The organism is Frigoribacterium sp. Leaf164 (genome assembly GCF_001423665.1).
GTDB lineage: Bacteria > Actinomycetota > Actinomycetes > Actinomycetales > Microbacteriaceae > Frigoribacterium > Frigoribacterium endophyticum.
The window spans coordinates 1,280,722-1,299,126 of record NZ_LMOX01000001.1 but is presented as its reverse complement, the minus strand read 5'-3'; the positions used below and the strand labels follow the sequence as shown (position 1 = coordinate 1,299,126).

Annotated in this window: 15 protein-coding genes and 2 pseudogenes; 9 read left to right on the top strand and 8 right to left on the bottom strand. The window is 73.4% G+C overall.

Annotated elements, in window-relative coordinates:
* Positions 1-5: 5 nt before the first annotated feature.
* Positions 6-497, top strand: a complete 492-nt coding sequence (locus tag ASF82_RS05810) for a SufE family protein (RefSeq protein ID WP_235491169.1) — start codon at positions 6-8, stop codon at positions 495-497.
* Complete coding sequence (locus ASF82_RS05805) at positions 494-1,264, top strand: dihydrofolate reductase family protein (RefSeq protein WP_056054580.1); 771 nt, start codon at positions 494-496, stop codon at positions 1,262-1,264. The genes ASF82_RS05810 and ASF82_RS05805 overlap by 4 nt, the downstream gene beginning before the upstream one ends.
* Here ASF82_RS05805 and ASF82_RS05800 read toward each other — a convergent pair.
* Positions 1,185-2,432, bottom strand: coding sequence for a S9 family peptidase (locus ASF82_RS05800; RefSeq protein WP_235491168.1), 1,248 nt, complete (start codon positions 2,430-2,432; stop codon positions 1,185-1,187). The genes ASF82_RS05805 and ASF82_RS05800 overlap by 80 nt on opposite strands.
* 80 nt (positions 2,433-2,512) lie before the next feature.
* Here ASF82_RS05800 and ASF82_RS05795 point away from each other — a divergent pair, with 80 nt between their 5' ends.
* The 4 genes from ASF82_RS05795 to ASF82_RS05780 all read left to right on the top strand — a co-directional run bounded on the left by ASF82_RS05795 (position 2,513) and on the right by ASF82_RS05780 (position 7,882).
* The gene (locus tag ASF82_RS05795; protein WP_056054577.1) at positions 2,513-3,109 is read left to right on the top strand and encodes a DUF3000 domain-containing protein; all 597 of its coding nucleotides are present in this window, start codon (positions 2,513-2,515) and stop codon (positions 3,107-3,109) included.
* 49 nt (positions 3,110-3,158) lie between these two features.
* Positions 3,159-4,460: an HRDC domain-containing protein gene (locus ASF82_RS05790; RefSeq protein WP_082514345.1), complete on the top strand. Its 1,302-nt coding sequence runs from the start codon at positions 3,159-3,161 to the stop codon at positions 4,458-4,460.
* Between the two features lie 72 nt (positions 4,461-4,532).
* The gene (locus ASF82_RS05785; RefSeq protein WP_056054573.1) at positions 4,533-5,738 is read left to right on the top strand and encodes a thiolase family protein; all 1,206 of its coding nucleotides are present in this window, start codon (positions 4,533-4,535) and stop codon (positions 5,736-5,738) included.
* Positions 5,735-7,882: a 3-hydroxyacyl-CoA dehydrogenase NAD-binding domain-containing protein gene (locus tag ASF82_RS05780; protein WP_056054569.1), complete on the top strand. Its 2,148-nt coding sequence runs from the start codon at positions 5,735-5,737 to the stop codon at positions 7,880-7,882. The genes ASF82_RS05785 and ASF82_RS05780 overlap by 4 nt, the downstream gene beginning before the upstream one ends.
* A gap of 132 nt (positions 7,883-8,014) precedes the next feature.
* On the opposite strand, the gene dxs is transcribed toward ASF82_RS05780, so the two are convergent.
* The 5 genes from dxs to dut form a co-directional block, all read right to left on the bottom strand.
* Positions 8,015-9,955, bottom strand: a complete 1,941-nt coding sequence (dxs, locus tag ASF82_RS05775) for a 1-deoxy-D-xylulose-5-phosphate synthase (RefSeq protein ID WP_056054564.1) — start codon at positions 9,953-9,955, stop codon at positions 8,015-8,017.
* Between the two features lie 118 nt (positions 9,956-10,073).
* Complete coding sequence (gene acnA, locus ASF82_RS05770) at positions 10,074-12,905, bottom strand: aconitate hydratase AcnA (protein ID WP_056054561.1); 2,832 nt, start codon at positions 12,903-12,905, stop codon at positions 10,074-10,076.
* Between the two features lie 156 nt (positions 12,906-13,061).
* Positions 13,062-13,871, bottom strand: a complete 810-nt coding sequence (locus tag ASF82_RS05765; RefSeq protein WP_056054557.1) for a DUF3159 domain-containing protein — start codon at positions 13,869-13,871, stop codon at positions 13,062-13,064.
* Between the two features lie 13 nt (positions 13,872-13,884).
* Positions 13,885-14,604 (bottom strand): DUF3710 domain-containing protein, encoded by a 720-nt coding sequence (locus ASF82_RS05760; protein WP_082514344.1) that lies wholly within the window; start codon positions 14,602-14,604, stop codon positions 13,885-13,887.
* Positions 14,601-15,101, bottom strand: a complete 501-nt coding sequence (gene dut / locus ASF82_RS05755) for a dUTP diphosphatase (RefSeq protein ID WP_056054554.1) — start codon at positions 15,099-15,101, stop codon at positions 14,601-14,603. Before dut ends, ASF82_RS05760 begins: the two co-directional genes overlap by 4 nt.
* A 38-nt stretch (positions 15,102-15,139) precedes the next feature.
* Here dut and ASF82_RS05750 point away from each other — a divergent pair, with 38 nt between their 5' ends.
* On the top strand, positions 15,140-15,595 hold the full coding sequence (locus ASF82_RS05750) for a DUF3093 domain-containing protein (protein WP_056054551.1): 456 nt from the start codon (positions 15,140-15,142) through the stop codon (positions 15,593-15,595).
* Here ASF82_RS05750 and ASF82_RS05745 read toward each other — a convergent pair.
* Positions 15,570-15,860 (bottom strand): DUF4193 domain-containing protein, encoded by a 291-nt coding sequence (locus ASF82_RS05745; RefSeq protein WP_056055877.1) that lies wholly within the window; start codon positions 15,858-15,860, stop codon positions 15,570-15,572. The genes ASF82_RS05750 and ASF82_RS05745 overlap by 26 nt on opposite strands.
* Positions 15,861-16,057: 197 nt before the next feature.
* Between ASF82_RS05745 and sepH the strand changes: the two are divergent.
* Positions 16,058-17,027, top strand: a pseudogene (gene sepH, locus ASF82_RS16350) (septation protein SepH); the annotation flags it as partial.
* A gap of 1 nt (position 17,028) precedes the next feature.
* A pseudogene (locus ASF82_RS16345) lies at positions 17,029-17,212 on the top strand (DUF3071 domain-containing protein); the annotation flags it as partial.
* 1 nt (position 17,213) lies between these two features.
* Here the strand turns inward: ASF82_RS16345 and ASF82_RS05735 are convergent.
* Entirely contained in the window at positions 17,214-18,350 is a 1,137-nt protein-coding gene (locus tag ASF82_RS05735) for an alkaline phosphatase family protein (protein ID WP_056054545.1), read from the bottom strand.
* Positions 18,351-18,405 lie beyond the last annotated feature (55 nt).

Genomic DNA, 18,405 nt, shown 5'->3' with positions numbered 1-18,405 from the left:
CGGCCGTGGCCGACACCGCGGCCGGCGCGGGCGACCTGCCCGCCTCGCTCGCCGAGATCCGTGACGAGTTCCTCGCCCTCGAGGTGCGGGACCGCCTCCAGCTGCTGCTCGAGTTCTCGAACGAGCTGCCGGCGCTGCCCGCCGAGTACGAGGGCCACCCCGACCTGCTCGAGCGCGTCGAGGAGTGCCAGTCGCCGGTCTTCATCTTCGTCGAGGTCGTCGACGGCGTCGTCGCGATGCACGCCACGGCCCCCCGTGAGGCGCCGACGACGCGCGGCTTCGCGTCGATCCTGGCGCAGGGCCTCACGGGCCTGACCGCCCAGCAGGTCCTCCGGGACGTGCCGGACGACTACCCCCAGACGATCGGCCTGGTCGAGGCCGTCAGCCCGCTGCGGGTCCGGGGCATGACCGCCCTCCTCGGGCGGGCCAAGCGCCAGATCGCCGAGAAGACGGCGCAGGCCGACACCGCCAGCGCCCCGGGGGCCTCGGGCGCGTGAGCCTCCGGGTCCTGCACACCGCCGCCCCGGCCTCCCTCGCGTCGGCGGGCGACCTCGTCCCGGTGGAGGGCGACGGCGACGGGGGGCGCGAGACCCTCCGGGGCCTCTACGCTCCCCCGGCCGAGACCTGGCTGCGCCTCAACCTCATCGCGGCGGTGAGCGGCGACGCCGCCGGCGAGGACGGCACCTCCGACACCCTCAGCAACGCGGTCGACCGGGCGGTCCTCGCGGTCGTCCGCGACCTCGCGGACGGCGTGGTGGTCGGCGCCGCCAGCGTCCGCGCCGAGGGCTACCGCGTGCCCAAGACCTCCCGGCTCGTCGTCGTCACGTCGTCCGGCGACCTGTCGGGCCACCGGATGGACCCCGCGGAGGCCGAGCGCGTCGTCGTCGTGTGCCCCGCCGGCGCGACCGACGCCGTGGCCGCGAGCCTCGGGCAGGCGGTCGCGGAGGCGGCGACCGTCCTGGTGGTCGACGACGTGGACGGGCGTCTCGACCCCGCGACGGTGCTCCGGCGGCTGCGTGACCACCGCCTCCTCTCGCTCGTCTGCGAGGGCGGGCCGTCGCTGGCCGGGCAGTTCCTCCGCGACGGCCTCGTCGACGAGCTCTGCCTCAGCACCTCCCCCGTCGCGATCGGCAGCGGCCTGCCCGTCTTCGGCCGCGAGAGGTTCGACCCCGCGCGCCTCTCGCTCAGCCAGCTGCTGAAGGACGACCACGACGCGCTGTACGCGCGCTGGCTCGTGGCAGACGGCCCAGCCACTCGCCGATGACCCGCTCGAAGCGCTCTGGGTCGTAGTTCCAGATCTTCGTGTGGCGCGCCACGGCGAAGACCTCCAGCTGCACGAGGTCGGGCCGCGCCTCGGCCAGCGCGTGCGACGCGGTCGACGGGACGAACCCGTCGTCGTCGCTGTGCAGCAGGAGCACCGGCACGTCGAGCTGGTCGGCCCGTGCCACGAGGTCGAGACGGTCGAGGTCGATCGGCCCGTCGCGGCGGCCGAGCCGCGCCGCCGCGGGCGACTGCAGGAGGCGCAGCGCGAGTTCCTGCACGAGGCGCGGGACGTGCATGGCCCGCCCCTGGAAGCGCAGCGTCGTCCGCCAGTCGACGACGGGCGACTCGAGGGCCACCCCCACGACGCGCTCGCCGTGCCTCGCGCGCGTGACGGCCTGCAGGACGGTCGCTCCGCCCATCGACCAGCCCATGAGCACGAGGGCGGTCGCGCCGGAGGAGACCGCGTGCTCCATCGCGGCCTCCACGTCGCGCCACTCCTGGTCGCCGAGGGCGTAGCGGCCGTCGGGAGAGGGGGGCGCCTCCCCGTCGTTGCGGTACGAGACGAGGAGCGACGTCCAGCCCGCGCGGTGCGCGGCCGGCGCGGCGCGGATGGTCTCGGCCCGCGTGACGCCCCGGCCGTGCACGCTGATCAGCCACGGCCCGTCGATGCCGCCGGGAGCGGGGACGAGCCAGGCGGGGGCGGGCCCGACCGGGGTGCCGACCTCGACGTCGACGACGGGGAGGCCGGCGTCGGCCGGCGTGCGCCACAGCCAGCCCCCCAGTCGCCCCCGCCGGGCCGACGCGAGGTCGCCCGCGTCGACGGCCTCGACCGACCGGACCACCCGATGGCCGTCGTCGCTCAGCACCTCTCCGACGCGGGCGTGGCCCCGGCCGTGGTCGAACCAGAAGCTGTAGCGGCCGGGCAGGCGGGTGTCGGGGTCGGAGCTGAGCGTGACCGAGGGGACGGCCGGGTCGTGCCCGAGCACCCGGACGCCGTCGGCGCGACGCCGGGCCGGCGTCACGACCTTGTCGGCCATGACCAGGGCGCCGGAGACGACGGCCGCCGCCGAGACGACGGCCGTGGCGACGACGGAGGCCGAGAGCACGAGGCCGACGCCCCGGGCGCGACGCGCGCCGAGGTCGGGGGACGGAGTCGAGGGGCGGGTCACGGGAGCTCCGATCGACGGGGCGGCGGGCGGACGCGGCGTGCCGCCCACCTCGGGATCAGCTGGGAGCCTAGTCTGCTGGGGTGTCCGACACCCCCTCGACGCCGACGACCCCGTCCGCGTTCGCCGCAGCGGTCGAGTCCGTGCGCCGAGCCGTCGCCCGCGACGACCTCGCCGTGAGCGAGATCCCCGCTCCGGGCGGCCTCGCGCCGCACGCCCTCGCCCTCGCCGGCGACGTCGTGGGCGCCTCGGGCCGCGCCGACCCCGACCTCGGCACGGGCCGCTTCGTCCTGCTGCACGACGAGTCGGCCCCGGAGGCCTGGGGCGGCGTCTTCCGCGTCGTCTGCTTCGCCCAGGCGCCGCTCGAGGCCGACCTCGCGCTCGACCCCTTCGTCGCCGACGTCGCCTGGTCGTGGCTCGTCGACTCCCTCGCCGCCGGCGGGGCCTCCCACCACTCCGCCTCCGGCACCGCCACGAAGGTGCTCTCGACCGGCTACGGCGACCTCGCCGAGCAGGGCGAGGGGGCGCAGCTCGAGCTGCGCGCCTCGTGGACGCCGACGAGCACCGACCTCGCACCGCACCTCGAGGCCTGGAGCGAACTGATCTGCACCCTCGCGGGCCTGCCGCCGACCGTCGAGGGCGTCACCCTCCTCGCGTCGCGCCGCGTCGGGCGCGACTGACCCGTCGCCCACCGCGACACCTCCGAGCCGAGAACAGGACCGCCGAGACATGGACACCGTCACCCCCGACCCGAGCGAGACGCCCTCGCCCGAGGCCGCCGCCGCTCCCCGAGTGACCGTGGCCCCCGTCGTCGCCACGGCGGACTCCGCCCACGGGCACGTCGACGTCATCGACGACCGCGACGGCTACCTGGCCGCGGTCGAGGCGATCGCCGCCGGGACGGGGCCGATCTCGATCGACGCGGAGCGCGCCTCCGGCTACCGCTACTCGCAGCGCGCGTACCTCATCCAGGTGTTCCGCCGCGGCTCGGGCGTCTTCCTCTTCGACCCGCCGGCCATCGGCCGCTTCGACGAGCTCCAGGCCGTCATCAGCCACGAGGAGTGGGTGCTGCACGCCGCCAGCCAGGACCTGGCGTGCCTGCGCGAGGTCGGCCTCGACCCCGACCTCGTGTTCGACACCGAGCTCGGCGCCCGCCTCGCCGGGCTGCCGAAGGTGGGCCTCGGGGCCGTCGTCGAGCAGCTCCTCGGCGTCCACCTCGCCAAGGAGCACTCCGCGGCCGACTGGTCGACCCGGCCCCTCCCCCAGAGCTGGCTGGTCTACGCGGCCCTCGACGTCGAGCTGCTCGTCGACCTCCGGGACGCGATGGCCGAGCTGCTCGAGCGTGACGGCAAGCTCGACATCGCCCGGCAGGAGTTCGCGGCGACGGTCGCCCGCGAGGTCAAGCCGGCCAAGGCCGAGCCCTGGCGTCGCCTCACCGGGCTGCACACCGTGCGCGGGTCGCGGGGCCTCGCCGTCGCCCGTGAGCTCTGGACCGCGCGCGACGACTACGCCCGGCAGGTCGACACCGCCGCGGGCCGGCTCGTGCCGGACTCCTCCCTGGTCGCCGCCGCGAAGGCGCTGCCGGCCGACAAGCGCGCCCTGGCCGGCCTCCGCGAGTTCGTCGGCCGCGCGAGCCGGAGCGAGCTCGACCGGTGGTGGGCCGCCGTCGAGCGCGGCCAGGCGACCGCCGACCTGCCCTCGCACCGCGGGCCGGCCGGCGACACGCTGCCCCCGCCCCGCAGCTGGGCCGACAAGTCACCGATGGCCGACGCCCGGTACCGGCACGCCCGCCCCGTCGTGGCGGCGATCGCCGAGCGCCTCGACCTGCCGGTCGAGAACCTCCTCACGCCGGAGCTCCTCCGCCGGGTCTGCTGGGAGCCGCCGATCCCCTTCGAGCCCGAGGCCCTCGCCGCGGCCCTCACCGAGCTCGGGGCGCGCGCCTGGCAGGTCGAGGCCGTCGCCGGGCCCCTCGCCGACGCCTTTGTCGACGCCCACCAAGAGCCCGAGACGCAGCCCGCCGAGCCTTCGTAGCAATCCGCGAAGGATTCTGCCCGCCCCCGCCGCCTCCCTAGGATCGGACCAGTTCCGAGCACTGGAGGCAACGTGGCCGAGAGAACAGAAGTCGTCTTCGTCGACGGGGTCCGCACCCCGTTCGGCCGGGCAGGGGAGAAGGGCGTCTACTGGGGCACCCGGGCGGACGACCTCGTGGTCAAGGCCATGAAGGGGCTGCTGGAGCGGAACCCCTCCCTCCCCCTCGACCGCGTCGACGACGTCGCGGTCGCGGCGACCACGCAGCAGGGCGACCAGGGGCTGACCCTGGGGCGCACGACGGCGCTCCTCGCGGGCCTCCCCCGGTCGGTGCCCGGCTTCGCGATCGACCGGATGTGCGCCGGCGCGATGACGAGCGTGACGACCCTCGCGGGCGGCATCGCCTTCGGCGCCTACGACGTCGCCGTCGCCGGGGGCGTCGAGCACATGGGCCGCCACCCGATGGGCTTCGCCGCCGACCCCAACCCGAGGTTCCTCACCGAGAAGCTCGTCAGCGGCGACGCCCTCAACATGGGGTCGACGGCCGAGCGCATCCACGACCGCTTCCCGCAGCTGACGAAGGAGCGCTCCGACCGCTTCGCGATGCGGTCGCAGCAGAAGCTCGCGGCCGCCTACGACGCCGGGCACATCCAGCCCGACCTCGTGCCGGTCGCCGTGCCGTCGGCCGAGGGCTGGGGCCTCGTGACCCGGGACGAGGCACCGCGCCCGGAGACCACGATGGAGGCGCTGGCCGGCCTGCGGACGCCCTTCCGCCCCCACGGGCGGGTCACCGCGGGCAACTCGTCGGGGCTGAACGACGGCGCGACCGTCAGCCTGCTCGCCTCGACGGACGCCGCGCGCGAGTACGGCCTCGCCCCGAAGATGCGCCTCGTCAGCTTCGCCTACGCCGGGGTCGAGCCGGAGATCATGGGCATCGGCCCCGTGCCCTCCACCGAGAAGGCGCTCCGCAAGGCGGGGCTCACGATCGACGACATCGGGCTCTTCGAGCTCAACGAGGCCTTCGCCGTACAGGTCCTGTCGCTGCTCGACCACTTCGGCGTCGACGACGACGACCCGCGGGTCAACCCGTGGGGCGGCGCCATCGCCGTCGGCCACCCGCTCGCCTCGTCGGGCGTGCGGCTGATGATCCAGCTCGCCCGCCAGTTCGAGCAGCACCCGGAGGTCCGCTACGGCCTCACCGCGATGTGCGTCGGCCTCGGCCAGGGCGGCAGCGTCATCTGGGAGAACCCGCACTTCGACCGGAAGGCCGCACGAGCATGAGCACGACCACGAACGCCCCCCTCGAGGCCCTCACCGAGCTCAGCCACGACGAGGTCGTGACCCACAGCCACGTCCGCGACGTGGCCCTCGCCTCCGGCGGGGTCCTCGCGCTCGTGACCCTCGACAACGGTCGGGACCACACCCGGCCGAGCACCCTCGGGCCGGCGACGCTGCTCGAGTTCGGCGCGACGCTCGACGAGCTCCGGGCGCGTGCGTCGCGCGGCGAGGTCGCGGCGATCGCCGTCACGGGCAAGCCCTACTTCCTCGCCGCCGGGGCCGACCTCAGCAAGGTCAGCCAGATCCCCAGCCGCGAGGTCGCCCGCGAGCTCGCGCGACTCGGCCACTCCACCCTCGGCAAGCTGCACGACGCCGGCGTGCCGACCTTCGTCTTCGTGAACGGGCTCGCGCTCGGGGGCGGCCTCGAGATCGCCCTGCACGCCGACTACCGCACCGTCGACACGTCCGCCGCCGCCCTCGCGCTGCCCGAGGTCTTCCTCGGCATCGTCCCCGGCTGGGGAGGCGCGTGGCTGCTGCCGAACCTGATCGGCATCGAGTCCGCCCTCCGGGTGGTCATCGAGAACCCGCTCAAGAACAACCGGACGCTGAAGCCGGCGCAGGCCCTGGAGCTCGGCATCGTCGACGTGGCGTTCGGCCCGGCGGCCTTCCTCGAGGACTCGATCCGCTGGGCGGACGGCGTGGTGGCCGGCACGACGAAGGTCGCCCGCCCCCACGTGCCCGGACGCCTGGAGCGTGCGGTGAAGTGGGACGCCGCCGTCTCGATCGCCCGGAAGTCGCTCGAGGGCAAGATCGGCACGGTGGCGCGCTCGCCCTACGCGGCCCTGGAACTGCTGAAGGCCGCCCGGTCGACCGACCGGGCCGCGGGCTTCGCCGCGGAGGACGAGGCCCTCGCCGGGCTCGTCGCGGGCGACCAGTTCGCCGCGAGCATGTACTCGTTCGACCTCGTCCAGAAGCGGGCCAAGAAGCCGGCCGGCGCTCCCCCGCGCGACCTGGCGAAGCCCGTGACCAAGGTCGGCGTCGTCGGCGCGGGCCTGATGGCGAGCCAGTTCGCCCTGCTCTTCGTCCGCCGTCTCCAGGTGCCCGTCGTCATCACCGACCTCGACCAGGCCCGGGTCGACGCCGGCGTCGAGCGGATCCGCGGCGAGATCGTCGAGCTCGCGACGAAGGGCCGCATCTCGGGCGACGAGTCGAACCGGCTCTCCGCGCTCGTCACCGGCACGACCGACCTCTCCGACTTCGCCGACTGCGACTGGGTGATCGAGGCCGTCTTCGAGGAGCTCGGCGTGAAGCAGGACGTCTTCGAACGGGTGGAGGCGGTGGTCGCGGAGGGCGCCGTGCTCGCCACGAACACCTCGTCGCTCAGCGTGGAGGCGATCGGGGCCCGCCTCCGCCACCCCGAGCGGCTGGTCGGCTTCCACTTCTTCAACCCGGTGGCCGTGATGCCCCTGGTCGAGGTGGTGCGCACGCCCGCCACCGACGAGGCCACCCTCAGCACCGCCATGGTGACGGCGGCCGCCCTCCGGAAGAACGCGGTCATCACGGCCGACACCCCCGGGTTCGTGGTGAACCGCATCCTCGCGAAGCTGCTCGGCGAGGCCATGCACGCGGTGGAGACGGGCACCCCGTTCGAGGTCGTCGACCGTGCGACGGCCCCGTTCGGCCTCCCGATGACCCCGTTCGAGCTCCTGGAGCTCGTCGGCCTCACGGTCGGCGCCCACGTGCTCGACACGCACCACGCGGCCTTCCCCGACCGCTTCTTCGCCAGCGACGGCCTGCACCGCCTCGCTGAGCACGGAACGATCTTCGAGCGGGACTCCAAGGGCCGCCGCAAGGGCTTCGACAAGAAGGCGGTCGCCCTCGCGGCCGGGCCCGGCACCCGGATGACGGACGACGAGCTCCGTCGCCGGATCGAGGACGGCCTCGCCGACGAGGTGGGCCGGATGCTCGACGACGGCGTGGTGTCGGCGGCGGAGGACATCGACCTCTGCCTCATCCTGGGCGCCGGGTACCCGTTCCAGATGGGCGGGGTGACGCCCTACCTCGACCGTGTGGGGGCGACCCGCCGCGTGCGTGGCACGACATTCCACGACCCGATGATCGTCGGGCCGGAGTACGTCGACGCCTGACGCCACGGGGCACGGCCATCGGAGGGCCCGCCACGACGACGGTCGTGGCGGGCCCTCCGACGCTGTCGGCGCGGCCCGCCGAGGCCGGACGGGCGCCAAGGAGAGCCGAGCCGGCGCGGACGCCGGTGTCGGTCAGTCGTGCTGGGCGTCCACCCGACGCTCGTCGGCGTCGTCGAGCGGGCGGGCCACGGGGATCTTGCTCCCGAGGACCTGCGCCACGACGTCCCGCGCGATGTGCTGGGGGGTGAGGCCCGCCTCCTCGAGGATCTGGGCCCGTGAGCCGTGCTCGAGGAACTCGTCGGGCAGGCCCAGCTCGGTCACGGCCGTGTCGACGCCCGCCTGTCGGAGGTCTTGTCGGACCCGGGTGCCGATGCCCCCCACCCGGACGCCGTCCTCGATCGTGACGACGAGGCGGTGGTCGGCGGCGAGGTCGACGATCGACCGGGCCACGGGCACGACCCAGCGCGGGTCGACCACGGTGGCGCCGATGCCCTGTGCGGCGAGGCGCTCGGCCACCTCGAGCCCCACGGAGGCCATCGGCCCCACGCAGACGAGCAGAACGTCGCGGCGCTCGTCGCTCGAGAGGACGTCGACGCCGTCGTCGAGCCGGCGCTCGGCCTCGTGCTCGGTGCCGACCGTGCCCTTCGAGAAGCGCACGACCGTCGGGGCGTCGGTGACGGCGACGGCCTCGCGGAGTTCCTCCCGGAGGCGCGTGGCGTCGCGGGGCGCGGCGAGCCGGATGTGCGGGACGATCTGGAGCAGCGCCAAGTCCCAGATGCCGTGGTGGCTCGGGCCGTCCGGCCCGGTCACGCCCGCGCGGTCGAGCACGAAGGTCACGCCCGCCCGGTGCAGGCCGACGTCCATCAGGACCTGGTCGAAGGCGCGGTTGACGAAGGTGGCGTACAGGGCGACGACCGGGTGGAGCCCGGCGTAGGCCAGCCCCGCGGCGGAGGTGACCGCGTGCTGCTCGGCGATGCCGACGTCGAGCACCCGCTCGGGGAACCGCTCGGCCATCTTGTGCAGCCCGACCGGCCGCAGCATCGCGGCGGTGATGCCGACGATGGTCTCGTCCTCGGCGGCGACGGCGACCATCTCGTCCGCGAAGACGCTCGTGTACGAGGGCGCGGCGGTCGTCTCGAGCGGCTCGCCGGTCTCGGGGTCGATCTGGCCGACCGCGTGGAACTGGTCGGCCACGTCGGCGCGGGCGGGGTCGTAGCCGCGCCCCTTCTCCGTGATGGCGTGGACGATGACCGGCGCCCCGTAGTTCTTGGCCTGGTGGAGGGCCTCCTCCATCGCGACCTGGTCGTGGCCGTCGACGGGGCCGATGTACTTGATGTCGAGGTTCGAGTAGAGCGCCTCGTTGTTGGTGAAGCGGCTGAGGAAGCCGTGCAGCCCACCCCGCACGCCGCGGTAGAACGCGCGACCCGGGTGGCCGAGCCGGTCGAACACGGCCTCGCTGCCCATGTGCATCTCGCGGTAGGTGCTCCGCGTGCGCACCGTGTTGAGGAAGCGCGCCATGCCGCCGATGGTGGGGGCGTACGACCGACCGTTGTCGTTCACGACGATGATCAGGCGGCGGTCGTTGTCGTCGCTGATGTTGTTCAGCGCCTCCCACGTCATGCCACCGGTCAGCGCGCCGTCGCCGACGACGGCGACGACGTGGCGGTCGGACTGGCCGGTGAGGCCGAAGCCGCGCGAGATGCCGTCGGCCCACGAGAGGCTGCTGGAGGCGTGCGAGCTCTCGACGATGTCGTGCTCCGACTCGCTGCGCTGCGGGTAGCCCGCGAGTCCGCCCCGGAGGCGGAGACCGCTGAAGTCCTGTCGGCCCGTCACGAGCTTGTGCACGTACGACTGGTGGCCCGTGTCGAAGACGAACGCGTCGTGCGGCGAGCGGAACACGCGGTGCATGGCCAACGTCAGCTCGACGACCCCGAGGTTCGGCCCGAGGTGGCCGCCGGTCTTGCTGACCTCCGCCACGAGGAACGCCCGGATCTCCGTCGCGAGGTCGACCATCTGCTGGTCGGTCAACGCGAGGAGGTCACGCGGACCGCTGATCGTCTCGAGAATGCTCATGCCGGCTTCCTTTCCGCCTACCCGGAGGCAGCCGGGCTCAGTTTATGCGTCGACCCGGCGAGAACGCCGGAAGCCCCCACCGGGCGTCGGCGACGCGGGTGGGGGCTCCTCGTGCGGGCTAGACCAGGCTGCGCAGCACGTACTGCAGGATGCCGCCGTTGCGGTAGTAGTCGGCCTCACCGGGGGTGTCGATCCGGACGACGGCGTCGAACTCGATCGTCTGAGCGCCGGCGGCGGAGTGCTCGGTCGGCTCGGCGACGACACGGACCGTCTTCGGCGTCACGCCCTCGTTCAGCTGCTCGAGGCCGGAGATGCTGATCGACTCGGTGCCGTCGAGCCCGAGCGACTCCCAGCTCTCGCCCGCGGGGAACTGCAGCGGCACGACGCCCATGCCGATCAGGTTCGAGCGGTGGATCCGCTCGAAGCTCTCCGTGATGACCGCCGCGACGCCGAGCAGGCTCGTGCCCTTGGCCGCCCAGTCGCGGGACGAGCCGGAGCCGTACTCCTTGCCGCCCAGGATGACCAGGGGCGTGCCCTGCTCCTGGTAGCGCGCGCTCGCGTCGTAGATGAACGACTGCGGCGCGTCGGGCTGCGTGAAGTCGCGGGTGTAGCCGCCCTCGACCCCGTCGAGGAGCTGGTTGCGCAGGCGGATGTTCGCGAACGTGCCGCGGATCATGACCTCGTGGTTGCCGCGTCGCGACCCGTAGGAGTTGAAGTCCTTGCGGTCGACGCCGTGCTCGTCGAGGTACCGGCCCGCGGGGCTGTCGACCTTGATCGAGCCCGCCGGGCTGATGTGGTCGGTGGTGACCGAGTCGCCGAGCTTCGCGAGCACCCGTGCCCCGCTGATGTCGCGGACCGGCGTCGTCTCGAGGGTCATGCCCTCGAAGTACGGGGGCTTCCGCACGTACGTCGACTCGGAGTCCCACTCGAAGGTGGCGCCGGTGGGCGTCGGCAGCGACCTCCAGCGCTCGTCGCCGTCGAAGACGCCCGCGTACTCGTGGGTGAACATGCCCGTGTCGATCGACGAGTCGATGGTCGACTGGACCTCGGCCGCGTCGGGCCAGATGTCGCGGAGGTAGACGTCGTCGCCCTCCGGCGTCGTGCCCAGGGGGTCGGACTCGAAGTCGAAGTTCATCGAGCCGGCCAGCGCGTAGGCGATGACGAGCGGGGGGCTCGCCAGGTAGTTCATCTTGACGTCGGGGTTGATGCGGCCCTCGAAGTTCCGGTTGCCCGAGAGGACCGCCGTGACGGCGAGGTCGTTCTCCTGCACGGCCGACGAGATCTCGTCGAGGAGCGGGCCCGAGTTGCCGATGCAGGTCGTGCAGCCGTAGCCCACGGTGTAGAAGCCGAGGTCTTCGAGGTAGGTCGTGAGGCCGGCCTTCTCGTAGTAGTCGGTGACGACCTTCGAGCCGGGCGCGAGGGTGGTCTTCACCCACGGCTTGGCCTTGAGGCCCTTCTGGCTGGCGTTGCGGGCCAGCAGGCCCGCGGCGAGCATCACCGACGGGTTCGAGGTGTTGGTGCACGAGGTGATCGCCGCGATCGCGACGGCGCCGTGGTCGAGGGTGAAGGTGGAGCCGTCGCCCAGCTCGACCGACGTCGGCTTCGAGACCTTCGCCGGGGCGTGCGACGTGTGCGAGATGCTGTGCGGCTGCGCCTCGTCGTCGTCCTCGGCGGTGAAGCCGATGGGGTCGGAGGCCGGGAAGGTGCCCTCGACCGCGGCGTCGACGTGCGAGTGGTCGGTCGTCGCGTAGTTCTCGAGGTCGACCTCGAACTGGCTCTTGGCCGCGGTGAGCTCGATGCGGTCCTGCGGGCGCTTCGGCCCGGCGATCGAGGGCACGACGGTGGCCAGGTCGAGCTCGAGGTACTCGCTGAAGACCGGCTCGACCGACGGGTCGTGCCAGAGGCCCTGGAGCTTGGAGTACTTCTCGACGAGCTCGATCTGCTCGTCGGAGCGCCCGGTGAGGCGGAGGTAGTCGAGGGTCACGTCGTCGATCGGGAAGATCGCGGCGGTCGAGCCGAACTCGGGGCTCATGTTGCCGATCGTGGCGCGGTTCGCGAGGGGGACCTCGGCGACGCCCTCGCCGTAGAACTCGACGAACTTGCCGACGACGCCGTGGGCCCGGAGCTGCTGCGTGATCGTCAGGACGACGTCGGTGGCGGTGACCCCGGTGGGGATCGAGCCGCGGAGCTTGAAGCCGACGACCTTGGGGATGAGCATCGACACGGGCTGGCCGAGCATCGCGGCCTCCGCCTCGATGCCGCCGACGCCCCAGCCCAGCACGCCGAGGCCGTTGACCATGGTGGTGTGCGAGTCGGTGCCCACGAGGGTGTCGGGGTAGGCCTGCAGGACCGTGCCGCCGCCCTCGACCGCGACGTCGCGGCTGTACGTGACCCGGGCCAGGTACTCGATGTTGACCTGGTGGACGATGCCCGTGCCGGGCGGCACCACCTTGAAGTCCTGGAAGGCCGTCTGGCCCCAGCGGAGGAACTGGTACCGCTCGCCGTTGCGCTCGTACTCGATCTCGACGTTGCGCTCGAGCGCGTTCTCGCTGCCGAAGAGGTCGGCGATGACCGAGTGGTCGATGACCAGCTCGGCGGGGGCGAGGGGGTTGATCTTCGTCGGGTCGCCGCCGAGGGCCGACACGGCCTCGCGCATGGTGGCGAGGTCGACGATGCACGGCACGCCCGTGAAGTCCTGCATGACGACGCGCGCCGGGGTGAACTGGATCTCGGTGTCGGGGTCGGCCGTGGGCTGCCACTCCCCCAGGGCCGTGATCTGGTCGCGCGTGACGTTGGCGCCGTCCTCGGTGCGGAGGAGGTTCTCGAGGAGGACCTTGAGGCTGAACGGGAGCCTGGCCGAGCCGTCGACCGCGTCGATGCGGTAGACCTCGTACTCGGTCGCGCCGACCGTCAGGCTGTCCTTCGAGCTGAAGCTGTTGATTGCAGACACGTGCCGTCTCCCTTGCTGACTACGCCCTCATCATGGTCGCCCGACCCGGAGCCGCACCAGCGAGGCCAGCCTAAGTCGATCGACCGCGAGCGGCCGTGGCCGTCGATGTATCTCGATGTCGAGACAACGGTACCACCAGGAGTCGCGGAACAGCGGTCAGGAGCGCTGCGGATCGCCCTCGGCGGCCGCGTCGCCGACCTCGGCCTCGGCTCGGCCGCGGTAGACCGTCCGCACGAGCAGCCACGTGACCCAGAGCAGGCCCGCGTAGAGGGGCACGCCCATGATCAGCTTCAGGGTCGCGAGGGCGGTGATCTGGCCCGCGAAGAAGAGCGGGAGCTGGACCGCCAGCCGGGCGGCGAAGAGCCCCGCCCACAGGACGGTCGCGAGGGTGAGGACGCGACGCTTGGCGCGGTCGCCGCGCCAGGCGGAGCCCTCGTTGGTCAGGAGGCCGACGACGACGCCGATCAGCGGCCAGCGGACCACGACGCTCGCGAGGAGGGCGAGCAGCGACACGGCGTTGATGACGAGCCCGGGCACGAAGTTTCCCTCGGCGCGACCGCTGAGCAGGGCGATCGCGGCGGAGATCGCGATGCCCAGGACGCCGGCCAGGGCCTGGGCCACGGGGCCCCGCTGCACGGCGCGGGCGACGACGAAGGCCAGGGCCACGACGACCGGGATCAGCACCGACGGGAGCACGTCGCGCGTCACGGCGTAGACGACGACGAAGCCCAGGCCGGGGACGATCGACTCGACGAGGCCGCGGACGCCGCCGATCGCCGAGAGGAGCGCCGACGCCGTGGGCACCTCGCCGGGCGCGACCTGCCCGATGCCGGCACGCTGCGCCGCCGAGCGGAGCTGGGCCGAGAGCGAGACGCGAGGGTCGTCGAGAGGCGACGCCTCGCCGTCGCCGACGGGCGTGCCGGTCGCGCGGAGGTCGTCGGCGTCGCCGAGGCCGGGCGTGCTCACGGGCTCGGTCGCGTCAGACGCGCGAGGGCGTCGTGCTGGGGGCGTCGGTCGGGCCGGCCTTCGGCATGGTCAGCGGGATGAGGTCACGCGGGGCCATCGGGGTGCTGCCGCGGACGACGACGACGCTCCGGAAGAGCTCCTCGATCTTCTCCGCGGCCTCCGGGTCGACCGCCGCCTCGCCGGCGATGACGCCGCGGAGGAACCAGCGGGGGCCGTCGACGCCGATGAAGCGGGCTCGGCGGGTCGTGCTGGCGTCGCCGCCCATGACGGGGATCTCGGCCCTGACCTCAGGGCCGAACGGGCCGTCGACCTCGGCCGTGGTGCCGCCCTGTCGCTGGATCTGCTCGGTGATCTGCTCGCGGATCTCGTTCCACAGGCCCGTGCTGCGGGGGGCGGCGAACGGCTGCACCTGGAGCGTCGACTTCGCGAAGTCGAGCCCGACGGCGACGACGCGCTTGCTGCCCTCCTCGACCTCGAGGCGAAGGTGCAGGCCGTCGCGCGGCAGGATCTTCACGCCGCCCAGGTCGACGTACGGGCGGACGGGGCTGGCCTCGGTCTCGTCGAGCGGGCCCGTGTCGGCACGGTCGGCAGGAGCGGACTTGGAGTCGTCGAAGACCTCGACCTCCGCGTCCTCCAGGGACTCGATGCTGACCTCGACGTCGTCGAGGTCAGCGGTCTCGACCTCGACCTCGGTCGTGGCCAGCTGCTGCGCTTCGCGCTTCGACTTCCTCATGATGCGGTGCCTCCGGTGGTGTGTGCGTAGCCCGTGGAGCCGAAGCCCCCCTCGCCGCGGACGCTCTCGGGGAGGGCGTCGACGGGGAGGAACTCGGCCCGGACGACGGGCATGACGACGAGCTGGGCGATCTTGTCACCGACGGCGACGTGGTGCTCGGCCTCGAGGTCGGTGTTCAACAACGCGACCTTGATCTCACCACGGTAGCCCGCGTCGACGGTGCCCGGGCTGTTGACGACGGTCACGCCGTGCTTGGCCGCGAGCCCGCTGCGGGGCATGACGAAGGCCGCGTGGCCCTCGGGCAGCGCGATCGAGACCCCCGTGCCGACCAGGGCACGACGGCCGGGCAGGAGCACGACGGACTCGCTCGCGAGGAGGTCTGCGCCGGCGTCGCCCGGGTGGGCGTACCGCGGCGTGTGGTCGACGGCGGCCGTGCCCGTGGACGGGTCGGCGGGCGACCTCCGGGCCGTGAGGGGGACGTCGAGGCTCTGGGTCACGTGTCGAGGGTAGTGCAGAAGTCTGGTCGAATGGACCCATGAACCCCTACCGCGAACGGCTGCTGCCGCCGCTCACCGTCTTCCTCGCCTCGGCGCTCCTGGTGCCCGCGACCCTGCTGGTCTTCCTGCCCATCGACCCCGTCGTGGGCGTCGTGGTGGCCGTGCTGTTCTACGCGGCCGCGGTCGTGGCGCTCGTGGTCAGCTCGCCGGTCGTCCGTGTGGACGACGAGGGGTTCCACGCCGGCCGGGCCCGGCTGCACCCCGACGAGATCGGCGAGGTGACGGGGTTCACGGGCTCCGCCGCCACCACGCAGAGAGGGCCCGGGCTCGACGCGCGAGCCTGGACCCTCTTCCGGGGCTGGGTGGGGCCGGTCGTGAAGATCACGCTGACCGACGAGTCCGACCCCGCTCCTTACTGGTTGGTGTCGACGCGACGACCTGACGAGGTCGTGCGCCGGGTGGAGGAGCTCAGGCGGCGCACTCCCGGCAGATAGCGCCCAGCTTGGTCTCGTGGTCGAGCTGCGAGCGGTGCTTCACGAGGAAGCACTCCACGCAGGTGAACTCGTCGACCTGGGGAGGGAGGACGACGACGTCGAGGTCGAGGTCGGAGAGGTCCTGCCCGGCCAGCTCGAACGAGCCGGGGTTGTCGGCGTCGTCGTCGATGACGCCGGTCGTCTTGTCAGGGGTGCGCTCCTTGAGGCCCTCGATCGACTCCGAGTCGTCGTCGTTCTTGCGAGGTGCGTCGTAGTCGGTGGCCATGCCCATCCAGTCTTCGTGTTGATCGTTGCCCGATTCGGCGGGCACAGTTTGCATCACTCGTTGTCGAATAGCAAACCCGCCGCGGGGGGCCTCTCGGCCGCCTCGGTGGAACCCGCGGCACGCCCGTCGCATTCCCGGCAGACGGCCTCTGACGTGCGATTCTTCTCCCGGGAACACGACGGCGAAAGGCGTGCCACATGCAGGATCTGAGGGTCAACGGAGTCGAGGACGGAGCGCTCCTCCTGACCACCGACGCCGGTGTCGAGTACCGCCTCCCCGTCACGCACTCGCTGCGTGCGCAGCTGCGCACGGCGAGCGGCGAGACGCCCGCCACGACGCGCAAGGCCCCGCCGCGTGAGATCCAGTCGCTCGTGCGCTCCGGGCTCTCGTCGGCCGAGGTCGCCGCGCTCACCGGCGCCGACGTCGAGTTCGTCCACCGCTTCGAGGGCCCCGTCCTCGCGGAGCGCGCCTTCGTCCTCGAGACGGCCCTCCGCGTGGCCGTCTCCGTCGCCACCGAGGTGGCTCCCTCCACGGGCTCCGGCACCTTCGGCGCGGTCATCGAGTCCCGCCTCGACGCCGCCGACGCGACCGACCGCGAGTGGACGAGCTACAAGGACGGCGAGCACGGCTGGGTCGTGCGGGTCTCCTACGTCACCCAGGAGGTCGCCCGCGACGCCGTCTGGCGCTTCGACCCCAAGCGCACCGCCCTGGCGCCCCACTCGGGCGACGCCCACGTGCTGTCCCGCCACTCCGCCGACCCGGGCCCCCTCGTCCCGCGCCTCCGCGCGGTGGGCCACTCCTCCGACGCCGACTCGGACGCCGGCGGCCGCTTCGACACCGGCGCCTTCGAGATCGCCCCCGACCGCTCCGACGTCGTCGACGACACCGTCGTCGAGTCCCCGGCCGCCGAGCGCCCCCGCGTCGACCCGCGGTCCGCTGCCTCCCTGGCCGCCACGAACCGCGACTCGGCCCCGACCTCCCCGTCGTCCCAGGCCCAGACGGCCGACCTGCTCGAGGCCCTGCGCCGCCGTCGGGGCGAGCGCGAGGCCGCCCGCTTCACGGACGACGAGCGCTCGGCGCACCCGTCCACGGGGTCGATACGGGTCATCGACGTCCCCCTGACCGACTTCGGCCTGCCCGAGGGCGCCCCTCCCGCCCCCCGGGACGNCCCGCCGGCCCCCGCCCCGGCCGAGCCCCGGTCCATCGGCTCGGCCCGTCGAGGCCGCGGTCGCGACCCGATCCCGACCTCCGCCACGACCACCCCGCCGAAGAAGGGCAGGGGGCGCGCGTCGATGCCGAGCTGGGACGAGATCGTGTTCGGCGCCCGGACGGACGACGAGGGCCCCGCCTGACTCAGCGGGCGAAGGCCCCGAACCGGCGCAGGGGCACCTGCGTCTCCTCGCTCGACCAGGACCCGTGCTGGCCGATCATGCTGCCCGCGGCACCGCCGGTGGAGCGGCCGTCGTAGTAGACGACCCCCTTGCGGGCGGCGACGAGCAGGTCGCCGATGCGAGGCAGCACCGCCTCGTCGACCGGGCCGAACCAGCCGGCCTCCACCGCCTCCTCGCGGGTGACGACCCAGGAACGGTGCGACTCCGCCTCGCGCCAGGCCGCGACGGTCGCGGCCCGCAGGGCGTCGCTCGCGTCGGGCTCGAAGTGCAGCTGGAGGCAGCGCGGCTCCCCCGCCACGTGGCGCACCCCGTCGACGAGCGCGGCCTGGCCACCGAAGACGACGCGGCCCTTCTCGGCCACGTCGAGCACACCGTGGTCGGCCGTGACGAGCAGCCCCTCGTCGGCGCCGAGCGCCTCGTCCAGGCGCCGCACCTCTCCGTCGAGCTCCTCCAGGGCCGCCGTCCACTCGTCCGACTCCCACCCGGCCCGGTGGGCGATCATGTCGAGCTCGGGCACGTAGAGGTACACGAGGGAGGCGCCGGGCGCGGCCACGAGGGAGCGCGCGGTGGCGAAGCGCTCGGCCACGGTCTCGGCGGTGACGTAGTCGGCGCCGGAGAGGATCGCCTCGGTGAGCCCGGAGGTGGCGTAGCGACGAGGCCCGACCGCGAAGCTGCGGACCCCGACCGCGGAGCCGCGCTCGAAGACGGTCGACCGGCGCTGCCAGGTGCTCGGGTGCATCCGGTCGTCCCAGCCGGAGAGCTGCTTGACGACCCGGTCGTTCTCCGCGTCGAGGACGGACCAGCCGACGAGCCCGTGCTCGCCGGGGAGCGCACCCGTCGTGAGCGTCGCGAGGGCGGCGGCCGTCGTGGTCGGGAAGCCCGACCAGATGCTGCCCTTCCGGCCCGTGAGGGTGCGCGCGTGGCCCGCGCGGGCCCCCAGGGAGGCCGAGCCGAGGCCGTCGACGAGGAGGACGACCGCCGAGCGGGCGGGGGGAAGGGGGAGGGCGCCGACCTGGCCCGTGAGGGCGGCGACGGACGACTCCAGGACGTCGGCCAGGCTCACGGCTCCGGTCGGGCGCGCCGGTACGATGGTCGTCATCGGCACCAGTCTGGCACAGCGCCGTCTGGCCGGTCCCGCCGCCCCGCAGCCGGGT

What these genes read in the sequence shown, in the direction of transcription:
- ASF82_RS05790 (WP_082514345.1), top strand. Translation starts at nt 3,159, where the DNA reads ATGGACACCGTCACCCCCGACCCGAGCGAGACGCCCTCGCCCGAGGCC.
- ASF82_RS05735 (WP_056054545.1), bottom strand. Translation starts at nt 18,350, where the DNA reads ATGACGACCATCGTACCGGCGCGCCCGACCGGAGCCGTGAGCCTGGCC.
- ASF82_RS05745 (WP_056055877.1), bottom strand. Translation starts at nt 15,860, where the DNA reads ATGGCCACCGACTACGACGCACCTCGCAAGAACGACGACGACTCGGAG.
- ASF82_RS05750 (WP_056054551.1), top strand. Translation starts at nt 15,140, where the DNA reads ATGAACCCCTACCGCGAACGGCTGCTGCCGCCGCTCACCGTCTTCCTC.
- dxs (WP_056054564.1), bottom strand. Translation starts at nt 9,955, where the DNA reads ATGAGCATTCTCGAGACGATCAGCGGTCCGCGTGACCTCCTCGCGTTG.
- ASF82_RS05760 (WP_082514344.1), bottom strand. Translation starts at nt 14,604, where the DNA reads ATGAGGAAGTCGAAGCGCGAAGCGCAGCAGCTGGCCACGACCGAGGTC.
- ASF82_RS05780 (WP_056054569.1), top strand. Translation starts at nt 5,735, where the DNA reads ATGAGCACGACCACGAACGCCCCCCTCGAGGCCCTCACCGAGCTCAGC.